Source organism: Chamaesiphon sp. OTE_8_metabat_110 (assembly GCF_031382685.1).
Lineage (GTDB): Bacteria > Cyanobacteriota > Cyanobacteriia > Cyanobacteriales > Chamaesiphonaceae > Chamaesiphon.
Window position 1 is genome coordinate 1 of record NZ_JANMZA010000503.1, and the last position, 13971, is coordinate 13971.

At 45.6% G+C, this 13971-nt stretch carries 11 protein-coding genes; 4 read left to right on the forward strand and 7 right to left on the reverse strand.

Annotated features, from left to right (window positions below):
* The 4 genes from RMO52_RS18395 to RMO52_RS18410 form a co-directional block, all read right to left on the reverse strand.
* Nucleotides 1-312 (reverse strand): cytochrome b/b6 domain-containing protein (locus tag RMO52_RS18395; protein WP_310417124.1); only part of this gene is annotated, 312 nt, incomplete at its 3' end.
* Between the two features lie 155 nt (nucleotides 313-467).
* The gene (locus RMO52_RS18400; RefSeq protein ID WP_310417127.1) at nucleotides 468-1259 is read right to left on the reverse strand and encodes a YdcF family protein; all 792 of its coding nucleotides are present in this window, start codon (nucleotides 1257-1259) and stop codon (nucleotides 468-470) included.
* An 82-nt stretch (nucleotides 1260-1341) separates the two neighbouring features.
* On the reverse strand, nucleotides 1342-2508 hold the full coding sequence (gene purT / locus RMO52_RS18405; protein ID WP_310417130.1) for a formate-dependent phosphoribosylglycinamide formyltransferase: 1167 nt from the start codon (nucleotides 2506-2508) through the stop codon (nucleotides 1342-1344).
* Nucleotides 2509-2658: 150 nt separating this feature from the next.
* A complete protein-coding gene (locus tag RMO52_RS18410) occupies nucleotides 2659-3720 on the reverse strand; it encodes a hypothetical protein (RefSeq protein ID WP_310417133.1) in 1062 nt (353 codons plus the stop codon).
* A 616-nt stretch (nucleotides 3721-4336) separates the two neighbouring features.
* Here RMO52_RS18410 and RMO52_RS18415 point away from each other — a divergent pair.
* The 3 genes from RMO52_RS18415 to RMO52_RS18425 all read left to right on the forward strand — a co-directional run bounded on the left by RMO52_RS18415 (nucleotide 4337) and on the right by RMO52_RS18425 (nucleotide 9157).
* Nucleotides 4337-6088: an iron uptake porin gene (locus RMO52_RS18415; RefSeq protein ID WP_310417137.1), complete on the forward strand. Its 1752-nt coding sequence runs from the start codon at nucleotides 4337-4339 to the stop codon at nucleotides 6086-6088.
* 312 nt (nucleotides 6089-6400) lie between these two features.
* Nucleotides 6401-8185, forward strand: a complete 1785-nt coding sequence (locus RMO52_RS18420) for an iron uptake porin (protein ID WP_310417140.1) — start codon at nucleotides 6401-6403, stop codon at nucleotides 8183-8185.
* 126 nt (nucleotides 8186-8311) lie between these two features.
* A complete protein-coding gene (locus RMO52_RS18425) occupies nucleotides 8312-9157 on the forward strand; it encodes a dienelactone hydrolase family protein (protein WP_310417143.1) in 846 nt (281 codons plus the stop codon).
* A gap of 230 nt (nucleotides 9158-9387) precedes the next feature.
* Here RMO52_RS18425 and RMO52_RS18430 read toward each other — a convergent pair whose 3' ends face one another.
* Nucleotides 9388-10551, reverse strand: a complete 1164-nt coding sequence (locus RMO52_RS18430) for a class I SAM-dependent methyltransferase (protein ID WP_310417146.1) — start codon at nucleotides 10549-10551, stop codon at nucleotides 9388-9390.
* 44 nt (nucleotides 10552-10595) lie between these two features.
* On the opposite strand from RMO52_RS18430, the gene RMO52_RS18435 reads away from it, so the two are divergent.
* Nucleotides 10596-11516 carry a DMT family transporter gene (locus RMO52_RS18435; protein ID WP_309741017.1) on the forward strand — a complete coding sequence of 307 codons (921 nt, stop codon included), beginning with the start codon at nucleotides 10596-10598 and terminating at the stop codon, nucleotides 11514-11516.
* Nucleotides 11517-11660: 144 nt separating this feature from the next.
* On the opposite strand, the gene RMO52_RS18440 is transcribed toward RMO52_RS18435, so the two are convergent.
* On the reverse strand, nucleotides 11661-12650 hold the full coding sequence (locus tag RMO52_RS18440) for a LysR family transcriptional regulator (RefSeq protein ID WP_310417150.1): 990 nt from the start codon (nucleotides 12648-12650) through the stop codon (nucleotides 11661-11663).
* Nucleotides 12651-12787: 137 nt separating this feature from the next.
* Nucleotides 12788-13636 (reverse strand): alpha/beta fold hydrolase, encoded by an 849-nt coding sequence (locus RMO52_RS18445; protein WP_310417153.1) that lies wholly within the window; start codon nucleotides 13634-13636, stop codon nucleotides 12788-12790.
* Between the last annotated feature and the right edge of the window lie 335 nt (nucleotides 13637-13971).

Below are 13971 nucleotides of genomic sequence, written 5' to 3' on the forward strand. Positions count from 1 at the left end.
GTAGAGTAATAGGTGCAAACTGACATTTTTTATCCAAGCTGGTGTGAATTTCGGCAATCGCCGTGTATATTTCTTCCAACTTACCTTCAATAGTAAAAAAATTCGCCAAGTGAGTAATGCCATCGACAATACGCCCAAAGACTTATGAAAGTCGTATAGTTCGTTCCGAAAGGGTGCGCCGCGTTCGAGTTGGGACATAATCGTCCCGACGATAAATAGTGGTATATAAATCCCCGCCATCCACCAATGCACCGACATCAAGAGTTTAAAAGCAGAGTTAATGCGCGGTCTTACAACTGGTATATCGGTCATCGCATCGACCTCGATGTAATTGAAGTAATTGAGCTTGCTCAAGTCTAACAAATCGATCGACGGCAATGGATCGATCGGCGATTAACAGTTCAGAGACAAATCAGTGGGTGCCATAATTATTAACTATTAATTATTAATTATTAATTATTAATTAATCAAATCCAGCCACGCAATGTGTAGACAACAATGCCGATATATTCGCGGATTGCTTGAGTGGTGAGGGATAAACAATCTTCACTAGGTAGAAAGCTCAAAATCGTTGCTTCAGCGCGACTATTTGGTTCGTCTATTTCTAGCTGTGAGACTCGATAATCTGTAGGAGCCGCGATCGCATCGATACCGATTCTTTTGAAGATTGCCATCGATCTGGGCATGTGGAGCGCCGATGTTACCAATAAAATTCGTTTAAAATTTCGTTCCTTGAGAATCTGTTGCACGTTAACGGCATTATCGCGGGTGTTAAAGGAGTTGGATTCCGGAATGATATCTGACTTGGGTACGCCCATCGTAATTAGGAGTTTGGTCAAATCCTCCGCTTCGGGAGTTCCACCCCCTTTCCAGGCGATTCTCCCCCCACTGACGATGATTTTCGGTGCTTTACCAGCGCGATATAAAGTCGCACCATACCAAACGCGGTCGCCTGCATCGGCAAAATCGACATCTGGGCGCGGATAGGCTTGCGATCTGGTAGCGCCGCCCAGAATGACGATCGCATCTGCTGTCGGTAGTTCTGTTTTGGGGATATTTCGCCACTCTAGAGATTGCGCCAACCAATTGCTCGTCCAAGCATTACTACTAAGCAATAAGATTGTTAATGCTGCCACCATTGCCGCAGGTGTCCACTTAGAATTTATCCACCACAATCCGATCGCGACGAGTAAGCAGAAACAAGTTGCCCCAAGTGGATAGAAAAATAAAGGTAAAAGTTTTGAGATAAATAAAAACATTTGAATTGATATCGATCGAATGGATATTGTCTAAAACTTAGATGGTGGGCAATGCTATTCTCTATTCCCTATCCCCTATCCCCTACCCCTCAACAATAAGAATTTGACTAGCAGCATGTGTCGCCTTGGCTCTTGCTAACTCAGTAGTTTCGGCTTTGGCTAGTGCGACACCCATGCGGCGATAGGGACGCGAGTCGGGTTTACCAAACAATTTGATATCGACATCTGGCACACTCAGAGCTGATTCTACACCTGAAAAGTAGATTCGATCGGATGTTTTGTCCGCTAAAATTACGGCGCTGGCGGCTGGTTCATATTGAATAATATTGGGAATTGGTAATCCTAATACCGCGCGCAAGTGCAATTCAAATTCATTTAGATTCTGAGAAATTAACGTGACCATCCCCGTATCGTGGGGGCGTGGCGATAGTTCCGAAAATATGACTTCATCGGCGGTAATAAAAAATTCTACGCCAAAAATTCCGGCTCCACCGAGCGCATCGGTTACGGTTGTTGCGATCGCTTGGGCGGCGGCAATTTGGGCGGGACTAATTTCCGCTGGCTGCCAAGATTCTTGATAATCGCCACGTTCTTGACGATGCCCGATCGGTGGACAAAAAATCGTCGGGGCATTCCATTGTTTGATAGTTAATAGGGTAATTTCGATCTCAAAATTGATAAATTCTTCAACGATTACCTTCTGACTGTCGCCTCGGGAACCGTCGATCGCATAATGCCAAGCCGCTTCGATTTCTGCTGCATTATTAACTACCGATTGTCCTTTACCCGAAGAAGACATTACCGGTTTGACGACATTTGGAAAGCCAATTTCGGTGGAGATCGATCGCATTTCATCCAGAGTCGTAGCGTAGGCATATTTAGCCGTCCGCACCCCCAATTCCTGATGAGCGAGTTCGCGAATCCGGTCGCGATTCATCGTGTAGTGAGTCGCCTTAGCGGTGGGAATCACCGTCATCCCGCGTTGCTCGAACTCGGCTAATTTTTCGGTTCTAATTGCTTCAATTTCAGGGATGATGTAGTCGGGTTGATGTTTGGAGACAACGCGTTCGAGATCTTCACCACTCAACATCGAGATAACTTCACACTCATCAGCAACCTGCATAGCTGGAGCGTGTGGATAGCGATCGACTGCGATGACATGATTGCCGAGTCTTTGTGCGGCGATCGTAAATTCTTTACCCAATTCACCCGCTCCCAACAACATCAACTTTTTAGGCAGTTTAATCATTATCCAACTGTAAACATAAGATCTTTAACAGTTTAACAACAATCGCGCCCTTAATCTCCATACTTTGCAACCAAGCCGTAAGCTTGGGACTTAACCATGGGACATTGGCAATAAAAATTAATTATTAATTATTAATTATTAATTACCTCCCTAGCTCCAATTGACGATCGCTTCAATCGCCCATCTCGGGCAACCGCGATGAGTGCTGATAGTTTTTTCACTAATAATATTACCTTGAGGATCGACGATCGTCTCAGTTCTGACGATCGTTTCACCATGTTCGAGATAATTTTCGAGCACGCTCATCGTACTAGCGAGGAGCTGTTGAGATGGCGACATCTCATTATCCATCAGGTTGCCACTCCGCTGTCCGTCATAAAGTAAGGAAGTATCATCAGACTGGCTGAAAACCGAGCTGGGCAAATCGGAACTTGGCGCAGAATTAACATCGCCATCGGGCATCGTCTCGATCGCTAGCTTAGAGATAATCTTACCCAAAATATCGCTATCAGTGCCACCATTAGCCCCATTTTGAGCGCCTAGATCTGCATCGCCGACAACCCCAACATCGCCAACTTTGGCAATCCACGCAATCCGATCTCGCAACGAGAGCGAAATCAAGCCCAACCGCGTCTGGAGATCCAATCGTTCGTCGGTACAGATCATTTGCTGAATCCGGTACCATTTCGATCGAGCCAAAATCAAAATGTCCAATCCTAGCACCGCTGCTGCTGGTTGTTGGCTGTCTTGCCACATTTGCCACAAGCGATCGGCTGGCTCATAATGCAGGGTATAGTGCTCGGGAATGTCATACTTCTGATAGCGCATAAATCCACGTTCGGCAGTCACAGCATCGATCGGAATAAATTGACATTCAGAGATAATTTCTTGAATCGTCTGCGAGTATTTACTATCTTTTTTAACGAGAATGTAATGTAATTTTTTGGCAACTTTATGAATGGCAATCAGCTCGCCGCCCGGTGTTGATAATTGCAGTGAATTATGAGCATAATCGATCCGTAAATTCTGATTGACAACTAGTCGTTTTTTACCTTGAGCAAACCTCCAGATAATAGTTCGATCGTCTAGCTGTCCGCTCGTGTTTTCGCGCTCTTCTAAAAAGCAATCGCGCTCCTGGGCTGGCTGAAATTGGAGATCTTGAGAATCACCTATGAAGGTTGAAGTGTCTGAAAAGTTAGGCTCGCTTGTCATTTGTTTTAGTAATTTGGTTTAGTTGAATAATACTTACCTGCAATATATATCAGATCAAAATAACGGCTTGGTTCGAGATAATACATTTACAACTGGACTGTTTGACTTTCGGCCTTAAACTTTCTAAACAGCCAGAAATATCCCACCATAGCAGCTTCCAATTCGATTACTTCTTGGCGCGGTACCTACCAGAGGCAATCCCGATTTACTAAAGCTAATGCGATGCCAATCGCGTTCTGCTCGGCACTAACCTCTGTAGCTAAATGTGGCGCGCCCATAGATCTAAACTGACTCGATCCCAGCAGGCGCGAGCGCCTCATCAGATTGCACTACTCTAACTATTAGAGTACCCAAAATTGCTGTCACGAATACACCAGCCACTGCTCTAGTTTGACGTCCTTAGCTCTCAATCGTTACAACTACATATACTTCAGATTGGATCGAGATCGATCGCAGCATCATTTGGATCGCGAAAATGTATCAGAATTAATATGTGTTCGACAAGTCTTGGACATAAACTGTACAACATCATGCAAAAATAAAAATTTTAGAACGCATGGTGTGGCTTGATACAGTCGTGTGTCAGCGAGTATAGTAATGCGAAATTATTGCCAACATGAAGAATCTCTTATCTAAAAATCTATTATCCCCGATCTTAATTGCGATCGCTGTCTGGACAGCAGGTCTGTATCCGGCAGAAGCTAGTACTCCAGGTACGAATCCGGCATCCGCAGCTAGCGCCGAAGCTACTGCCGAGCAAATCGAGCAAGCGACCCAAGCCGCTGAAATTAGACCTGGTGACTGGGCTTATCAAACGCTCCAAACTTTGAGTGCTAAATATAGCTGTGGCAACACGCCAACTGGCAATCAAGTTTTATCGCGCGAAGAATTTGCAACTAGCCTCAATGGTTGCGTCCAATCGATCGAGCAATTGGTAGCTAGAAGAAAGCCGCGCAGAGCCATCAAAAAAAGACGAGTAGCCCCAGCGCCGACGATCGAAGCAGCACCTGAAGTTGTCGCACCGCCTCCAGAACCTGCTCCCGCTCCCGTTGCGCCACCAGAGCCAGAGCCAGTAGAAGCCGCAGAGGCAGCAGTTACCCAGCAAGATCTCGACAGACTTAAAGGACTAATTCAATCTTTTAGTGCTGAGCTACAAAGTGTAGATAGTCGTCTTCAGACAGCAGAAGAAAAAGTTACCAAACTCCAAGCCCAAGCTTTCTCCACTACCACCAAGTTAAATGGTGAAGCAATTATTAGTTTGAGCGGCTATGGTGGTAGCGGTACGGTTTTTAGTACAAACGGTGTCCCAAACAGTAGAAATACTACCATCTTGAGCAATCGCGTTCGTCTCAATTTTGATACTAGTTTTACTGGTAAAGACCGTCTGAGAACCAGACTACAGTCCCGCAATACGCCCAGCTTTAACAGTTCGGTGACAGGGACGAATATGACTCGACTGGGTTATGACGGTGATGAAGCCAACACGACCAACGTCTCCCTATTGCAATACAGTCTCCCATTGAGTTCTCAGACTAAAATCATTGTCGAAACTATCGGTAGTGAATTCAACGAAAACATGCCCACCTTTAACCCCATCCTGGCGAGTTCGGGTAGCGGGTCGATTTCGCGTTTCGGTCGTTTTAACCCGATCTACAGACTCAGTGGAGATGGTGCATCCCTAACCATAAATCACAAGTTTGCTGATGGATTAGATCTCGCCGTAGGTTATGCAGTTCCTAACATCAATGCCGCTGCCAATCCTGCTGCGGGTAGTGGCTTGTTTAATGGTTCTAATAGCATTATCAGTCAGTTGAGTTTTGCTCCCAGCAAAGACTTTGGCTTAGGTCTAGCTTATGCTCGTTCTTATAGCTCTGATGGTAACAACATTACTGGAGGAACTGGTAGCAGTGCTGCGAACCGACCATTCGGTTCGACAGCAGCGCCAGTACCAGTATCTGCAAATCATTACTCACTCATGACTAGCTACAAATTAAGTCCCGGTTTTGTACTATCTGGTTGGGCTGGTTTTACAGAGGCTACTCGTGAAATTGGTGGTGGTAATGCCAGTAGTAGCAACTATGCGATTTCACTAGCTTTCCCCGACCTCGGTCAAAAAGGTAACAACTTGGCATTTATTCTCGGGATACCACCCAAACTTAATTCACGTAATGGGGCAGGTTTTACGGCTGCAAATGGTGCGAATATTGTCAACCCTGATACTTCTTATCACATTGAAGCTTTGTACAGAGTGAAATTGAGCGATAATTTAGCAATTACGCCTGGTATATTGTTCATCACCAATCCCGAGCATAATCGTGCTAACCCCACTGAGTATGTGGGTACCGTCAGAACGACCTTCACGTTCTAACTAATTTGGATCAGCGGTCAGAGGGGAGCAAGCCAATTTAGCTTGCTCCTTTTTTGTGGTTGAGTTGTGAGTTTTTGCTGCTGTTGCTGTTGCTGGCTGAATATCTCGATGGTTAGATCGATTGAGCAAAATCCGATCTAGCAAAAATTTATACCCAGTTTTGACAACGCGATCGGTCTGAATTAACCTAGCACTCAGCGCGATCGCAAACTGTCAAATACCATGCAGAAACCAAAAAATTACTACTGTACGATTTGACCTGCTATACTCAATAGCATCAAAAATTTACAGTGTGAGGAAAAGCGCGATCGCATGATGAAATTGTTATCAAAAAATTTACGATCGTCACTCCTAATTGCTCTGGCTGTCTGGATTGCCGGAACATCTCTGGCAGCAGCTAATCCTACTGACAAATCGACAGAGATCAGCCCCCAGAATAACCCTCAGCAGGTCGCGGCTGGCTCCAGCGAGCCTAGTGCCGAACAGATCGACCAAGCGACCCAAGCAACTGAAGTTAAACCGGGAGACTGGGCGTATAAAACACTTCAAGCTTTAGGTAATAAATATAGCTGTAGCAACACCCCCAACGGTACTCAGACCCTATCACGAGAAGAATTTGCCACTAGCCTCAATGGTTGCGTTCAATCGATCGAGCAACTAGTCGCCAGGAGGAAACCGCGTCGAAACATCAAGAAACGCCGACCAGCGGTAGTAGCACCAGCACCAATACCAGAAGCAGCTCCAGAAGTTTTACCACCATCACCAGAACCCGCTCCCGTCGCTCCACCGCCACCAGTAGTACCAGAAGTCTCACAGCAAGATCTCGACCAGCTCAAAGGACTAATTCAATCCTTTAATACCGAGCTACAAGCTGTAGACGCTCGCCTTCAAGTCTTAGATGCCAAAGTCACCAAACTCCAAGCCCAAAGCTTCTCTACTACCACTAAACTAGTTGGTGAAGCGATTTTTGCGGTCACTGGTCTAGCTGGCGGCCCTGCTAGCGCAACCCGCAATACGATCTTTTCCGATCGCGTCCGCCTCAATTTCCGCAGTAGCTTTACTGGTAAAGACTTACTCTTAGTTCGCCTCCAAGCACGTAACAGCAATAGTTTTGCTGGAACTCCTTCCGGTACGAATATGGCGCGGTTAGGCTTTGAAGGTAGTGAAGAAAATGCTAGTACTCTCCACAGATTGCAATACCAATTGCCTCTGGCTGCCAACACTAAAGTGTATGTAGAAGCTGTCGGTAGTGAGTTCAACGATAACTACTACACTTTCAACCCCGAACACCAAGCGGCTGGTACTGGCTCGATCACCCGCTTTGGACGATTCAACCCCATTTATCGCCTCAGCAATGAGGGCGCAGGTATTGGTGTGGATCACAAGTTTAGCCCTGGTGTCGGTCTAGTTGTCAGCTATGCAGTTCCTCGGGTTGTTACTCCAGCAACAGCCGCAGGTGTAACCCCCGCGACATCAGCTACCACAGCCCTAGAAACTGTCAACAATCCGGCAAACGGTAGTGGCTTATTTAATGGCTCTAATGTGCTGTTTTCTCAACTTACTATCAAGCCTTCTGACGATGTGAGCTTAGGATTAATCTATGCTCGCTCTTACAATTCTGCTGGTACAGGAGTTTCTGGTAATAATGGTAGCAACTTCGCAAATAATCCTTTTGGATCGAGTTTTGGCTCGATAGCCCCAACATCAGCCAACCACTATGCATTAGCTGGTAGCGTTAATCTCTCTCCGAATTTGATTTTCTCTGCTTGGGGCGGTTTGAGTCAAGCCAGACGAGAGACTGCCGCAGGCGGTAGTGCTGATATCTGGAACTACGCTGGCACGCTAGCTGTAAAGGATTTTGGTTCCAAGGGTAGTACACTAGGTTTTGTATTAGGGATGCAGCCTAAAGTTACTAGTAATACTGTTGGTACTCGTGTCGATCGAGATACTAGCCTGCACATCGAAGCTTTTTATAAGTATAAAGTTAGCGACAATCTCTACATCACGCCGGGATTGTTGATGCTAACTAATCCCGAACACAATAGTGCCTTGCCTACCGAGTATCTCGGTACGATTCGGACGACATTTGTATTCTAGTCGATCGAGCAAACCAACCGTCAGGGGTACCCACATGGGTACCCTTTCTTGTCTGAGAAATGTAATGTAGCAATCGATCGCGATTTGCGGTTTACTGATAATTAACCACCGATCGCTAAATAAATAATGAAACGCCGGGACATCTTACTTGCCGCTTCTAGTATCGCTACCGCCGCAGTCGTGGCAAATTCCCAACTGAGTACCGCTGCACCAGAAAAGCCCACTGTGGTGACTAAACCAGAACCTATCGGCAAAACGATCGAGATTGCTCAGGGTTTACCCGGTTACTATGTCACACCTACCGGGACGGGTAAATTTCCCGCTGTCATCGTCTTGATGGAAGCTTACGGGCTAAATAACTGGTGTAAGAGTATCTGCAATCGATTGGCACAGTCTGGGTTTGCCGCAATCGCGCCGGACTTTTATCGGGGGACGACTTATGCTTATACCGATACTGCTGGAGCGATAGGCAAGCTCAAAACTCTCAATGATAATGCCATCATGAGCGATGTTGGCAAAAGTATCGATTTCCTAGCTGGCAAAACAGAAGTTAATGCCAATGGCATCGGGGTTATCGGTTTCTGTATGGGTGGTAGATATGCCTTCCTAACTAATGCTACTTATCCCACCAAAATCAAAGCCGCGATCTCTTTCTATGGTGGTGGTATCGACGCCACACCGGGTAATCCACTCGGTCAAAAATCCCTGCTCGATCGCGTCACAGCAATGCAAGCGCCGATAATGTTGATGTATGGTAGCGACGACCAACTCATCGCCGCTGACGAACATGGGCGAGTCTCCACTGCTCTTTCCAAAGCTAAGAAACGCTATATTCTCAATCTCTTTCCCAAAGCTGGACACGGTTTTATGAGCGATAGACGCGATAGTTATGCGCCAGAAGCCGCCACTGAAGCCTGGATGATGACGACTGGATTCTTTAGTCAAAATCTCAAGCCGAAGAAGCGCAAGTAAGCATAGAATCTCGATCTAGACAGTCCGATCTCGCTCTGGTTAGAAAACCAAACCAGAGCGAGTTCATATTCCGGCATTGCTGAATATGATACCAATCGAAATCCCTTGCCCTCACCCCGCCCTCGCCTCCGGCTCTGGCTCCCCTCTCCCAAGCTTGGGAGAGGGGTTAGGGGTGAGGGCAAGATCTATGCTTCATACCCAAATTCAGCAACGCTCCTATCCCCTATCCCCTATTCCCCGATTGATAAACCCGTCAATTTAACCTGCTGTTGTGCTATTGTCAATCCTTGACTCTGAATCAGTACGCCAAACTTACCCAACCCCATCGGATCGATTAATTGGTGTAAATTCTGACGACGCCGGAGTAAGGACTGCACATCGCCGCCACTACTCGAAATTGCCGCAATTCTTTCACCCAAACCCAATGCCATTAAAAACAGCCCCTGCTGACTAAATCCGACTGTTTGCAAGCCCAATAACTCACCTTGATTTTGAAGTGCGGTAAAATCGACATGTGCGGTAAGATCTTGATTGCCGATATTGATATATGGATCGGAATGATAAGCATGTTGGTAGTAGCACTGCAATGTTCCTTGCGATCGCATCGGATTGTAATATCGATCGGCTGTATAACCATAATCGATCGAGATAATATAGCCTTGCTGTAACTTTTTAAAAACTAGTTCCAACCAATCCAAGGCTGCTAAATTGACTTCGGTGCGATAGCGATCGGAATAGCGATCGCTAAGTAAGTTAATCCGATTGAGTTGCCAATATTCCGTTAGTTTAGCTGTCGATAGTTCGGCAATAGTTTCGATAAATACTTGCTCTTTATCGCCGTTATTCACCCAAATTTCTTGCAATTCACCTTCAATAACTGCGACTTGATGTACTGGTAAAGCGTCGATGAGTTCGTTCGATAAAAAGCAACCGTCGATCGATCGATCGGGTATTTCTGTCCATTCACACCAGCGTACAGGTAAATCTTTTAACCTTGTCTGTTGGGCATATATCATCGCTGGTGCGGTTTCGATGATGATGTAATCGATCGAGCTAAAGAAGTCTGGATATTCACGCTGCGCGTAATCTAAAATTTGAGCGGCTAATAATCCTTGTCCCGCACCCATTTCGACAATATTGAATAGCTGCGGCTCTCCCAAATTTTGCCAGATTTGATATAGTTGAATGGCTAACATCTCACCAAAATCATCGGCTAAGTGCGGCGAAGTTAAGAAGTCACCCCGTTCGCTAATTCTTTCGGCATTACTTGCATAATAGCCATACTGAGGATGATATAGTACCAAACTCATGTATTCAGCAAAAGTAATCTGTTTTTGTGGTGAATTCTCAATCCGATCGCGGATGACTTCAACTAGCTCTAAACTGTTATCCATATTTAACTAAAACTACTCTCAACTAATCTCTAATATCTAAGCTAATGGAACTTCATCGGACAACGGGTAACTGGCGGTTGGGATTGGGATTATCACTAATTACAGTAGTTTTGTGGGGATTGGTACCAATTGCACTTGCAGTTGTCTTGAAAAAATTAGATCTGTATACTATTAATTGGTTCCGGTTTGCTACTGCCTTTATTCTACTAGGTTGCTATCTGACTAAACAAGGAAATCTACCTCGGATTGCACAATTGAGAGCGGTACCAATCTACTTATTTGCGATCGCCATTTTGGGGTTGATGGGTAATTATATTTTCTTTGTGATGGGGTTGAAATCCACTTCACCTTCCCATGCTGAAGTTTTGATTCAGTTGGCGGGTGTATTTTTGAGCTTGGGTGGGTTATTTATTTTCAAAGAACGTTATACCCGCTATCAATGGATGGGCGTGGGTATTTTAGTAGCTGGATTTATCGGTTTCTTTTACGAACAATTTAAGGTATTGGCAACTGGTAGCGATAGCTATATCAGCGGTAGTATCATGTTAATTATTGCTGGCATTACTTGGGCGATTTACGCATTAATTCAAAAGCAATTACTAACTAGATTGGACTCCACACATATTATGTGGGTTATTTATGGCGCGTGTGGATTGTTATTTTCGATGGTAGCCAAACCTCAAACTCTACTTCAGCTTAACTCGATCGAGTGGATCGCACTGATTTTTTGTGGCTTAAATACAGTGATTGCCTACGGCGCTTTTGCCGAATCCCTGCAACATTTGGAAGCATCTAGAGTCAGTGCCATTCTAGCATTAGCCCCAATTTTTACGATCGTCTCGATGAGTCTGACTGCTTGGCTCGCACCTGGATTAGTCACTCCCGAATATATCACGCCCCTCGGATTATTCGGCGCAATTCTCGTCGTCATTGGCTCAATGTCAATCTCGTTAGGAAGGCTTTAAGTATTAGGCTTTGGGTGTTAGGATTTAGGAATTAGGCTTTAGGTGTAATTATCCTAACGCATAGGCTCTGCGAGTATAGCTAATAATGCACAGTTCGCTACGCGGACTAGCATATTAGTAGCCCGCTGTTTGCTAAATCGACTTCTAACTATCTTCTTCAATATCAATTTCTGCTTTCACACGCTTGGAAAATAACTTGCTGGCATCCCAAGGATATGTCGTAAAATTAGGTAGTATTTCTTGAGCGAAAGCTTCAGCAGCTTTAGAACGATAGCGATTGGGATTGACGATGACAGAGAGGATGCGATCGATTGCTACACCGTCGATATGTGCGCGATGTAACGTCCCATTTTCGACCTCTCTTTCGATCGCCGATGAAGATACGAATGCCGCACCCAAACCCGCTTGGACGGCGTTTTTAATAGCTTCGATCGAATTGAGTTCCATTTCGATCTTGAGCCGATTGGGATCGATGCCACATCTAGTCAAGACTCGATCGATTACTTTGCGAATTGTCGATTGTGAATCTAAGGAAATAAACTGGAGTTTGTAAAGATCCTCTTTAGGGATACTCTTCATGCTCGCAAAACTATGATCGGTTGGTAAAATTAGCGCGAATTCATCTTCGGCGTAGGGCAAAACATCCAGCGAGTCTTGTAATTCGGCGGGAACTTCACCGCCGATAATTGCCAAATCTACCTGTCCATTAGCGACACTCCACGCCGTCCGCCGCGTAGAATGGACGTGTAATTGCACTGAGACATCGGGATATTTTTGCCGAAATACGCCAATCATGCGCGGGAGTAAATAGGTACCCGTAGTTTGCGATGCGCCGACAATGAGGGTACCACCCTGGAGATTTTGAAGATCTTCGATAGCGCGACAGGTTTCTTGACAGAGCGTGATAATTTTTTCGCCATAACTAAGCAGCAAATGTCCTGCTTCAGTCAGTTGCGCTCGTCTCCCACCGCGATCGAATAATGGCACATCTAGTTGACGTTCGAGGTTCTGAACCTGTAAACTGACCGCAGGTTGAGATACATATAAGCTATCAGCAGCACGTTTGAAACTCCCCTCTGCGGCAATTGCCTTGAGAATCCGTAGCTGATCCAGGGTGAAAGGCAGGTCAGACATAGCAGTGAACGTGTAATATTAGTAGCGATAGACTATCGACTCTCATTGACAGTACCACGTACTGTTAGTACTTAGTTCCTGACCGAGACAATTTGGGATTTAAGTATTATCTAGCAGCGATCGACTCTCAATATTTGTTAGTCTTGATGACGCAAAAATGGAATTAGCGATCGGTTGATCTCAGCATACCAGTGTTCTTGAGGATAATGTGCGGCTGTGGGTAAAGTGACTAATTCCCCGCGTTTGAGCGTTTTGACACAGGCTTGTGCTGGCGCGAGATCGAGCCAAGGATCGTTTGTACCCCATAAAATTTGGATCGGGATTTCTAATTTTGGCAGTCCCGTACCGATTTCGGCAAGAGACTGAGCTAATTGGAGATTGCGAATCGTCGCTAGGAGCGATCGACCGGGAGCCGAACTTTTGAGATATGGTTTACGGTAGACTTCGAGATAATTATCTTCGATTACCGCTTTAGATCCAGCCTCCAACAGCCGCTCGACAGAAAGCGGATCTTGAGTGAGCATTTCTCCAGCTACAGGTAAACCTAGCTGCTGAAATTGCCAGGGTAGCTTGATTCCTGGCGCGAGCGGTGCATTTAAAATCGCTAACTTCTCCACGCGCTTGGGATACCGAATCGCATATTGGATACCTACGGTACCTAGAAAGCCCTGGACGACGAGCGAAACTCGGTCGAGACTCAAACTATCCATCATCTGAGCAAACGCGTTAACAAAGGCATCTGGCGTATAAGCAAAGTCCCGTTTCTCGGGCTTGCTAGAATTACCAAAGCCAATCCAATCCGGCGCGATAGTGCGAATGCCCTGCTCGGCTAATGGTGGCATTACTCCCGTCCACGTCAAGCTTTGAGACGGCAATCCATGTAATAGGATTACCGTTTGCTGATTTTCTCCACCGACGGGACTGAGTTCGCCATAGAACCACTCCAAATCGCCGACTTTGAGAGAATTTTTAGTTATTTTAGCCACAGTGAGATTTGAAGATGAGTCCTTCTCAGTCTAGTCGGTGAATAGAGGGTAGAGGGTAGTGAATAGTGGATAGTGGATAGTGGATGGTGGATAGTGGATAGCTTTTACTGCGCGATGGCGTGCCGTAGGCACGGTGTAGATTGTGAGTTATCTTGAATCTTGCCCTAACGGCTCACAGCACAACAGATCTGAGTAACCTAATTTACTCTTAAACACTATTCACTATCCACTATCCACTCTTAACCACTATCCACTAATTTTTTATGTCGATCGCATTTTTTTAAATGCCCAGTAGCCGACTAAGCCAATTAATCCAAATAAAACTAACTTAGAAA

Bases quoted from the DNA above. Each gene is read 5' to 3' on its own strand.
- RMO52_RS18400 (WP_310417127.1), bottom strand. From the start codon at position 1,259: ATGTTTTTATTTATCTCAAAACTTTTACCTTTATTTTTCTATCCACTT.
- purT (WP_310417130.1), bottom strand. From the start codon at position 2,508: ATGATTAAACTGCCTAAAAAGTTGATGTTGTTGGGAGCGGGTGAATTG.
- RMO52_RS18410 (WP_310417133.1), bottom strand. From the start codon at position 3,720: ATGACAAGCGAGCCTAACTTTTCAGACACTTCAACCTTCATAGGTGAT.
- RMO52_RS18415 (WP_310417137.1), top strand. From the start codon at position 4,337: ATGAAGAATCTCTTATCTAAAAATCTATTATCCCCGATCTTAATTGCG.
- RMO52_RS18420 (WP_310417140.1), top strand. From the start codon at position 6,401: ATGATGAAATTGTTATCAAAAAATTTACGATCGTCACTCCTAATTGCT.
- RMO52_RS18425 (WP_310417143.1), top strand. From the start codon at position 8,312: ATGAAACGCCGGGACATCTTACTTGCCGCTTCTAGTATCGCTACCGCC.
- RMO52_RS18430 (WP_310417146.1), bottom strand. From the start codon at position 10,551: ATGGATAACAGTTTAGAGCTAGTTGAAGTCATCCGCGATCGGATTGAG.
- RMO52_RS18435 (WP_309741017.1), top strand. From the start codon at position 10,596: ATGGAACTTCATCGGACAACGGGTAACTGGCGGTTGGGATTGGGATTA.
- RMO52_RS18440 (WP_310417150.1), bottom strand. From the start codon at position 12,650: ATGTCTGACCTGCCTTTCACCCTGGATCAGCTACGGATTCTCAAGGCA.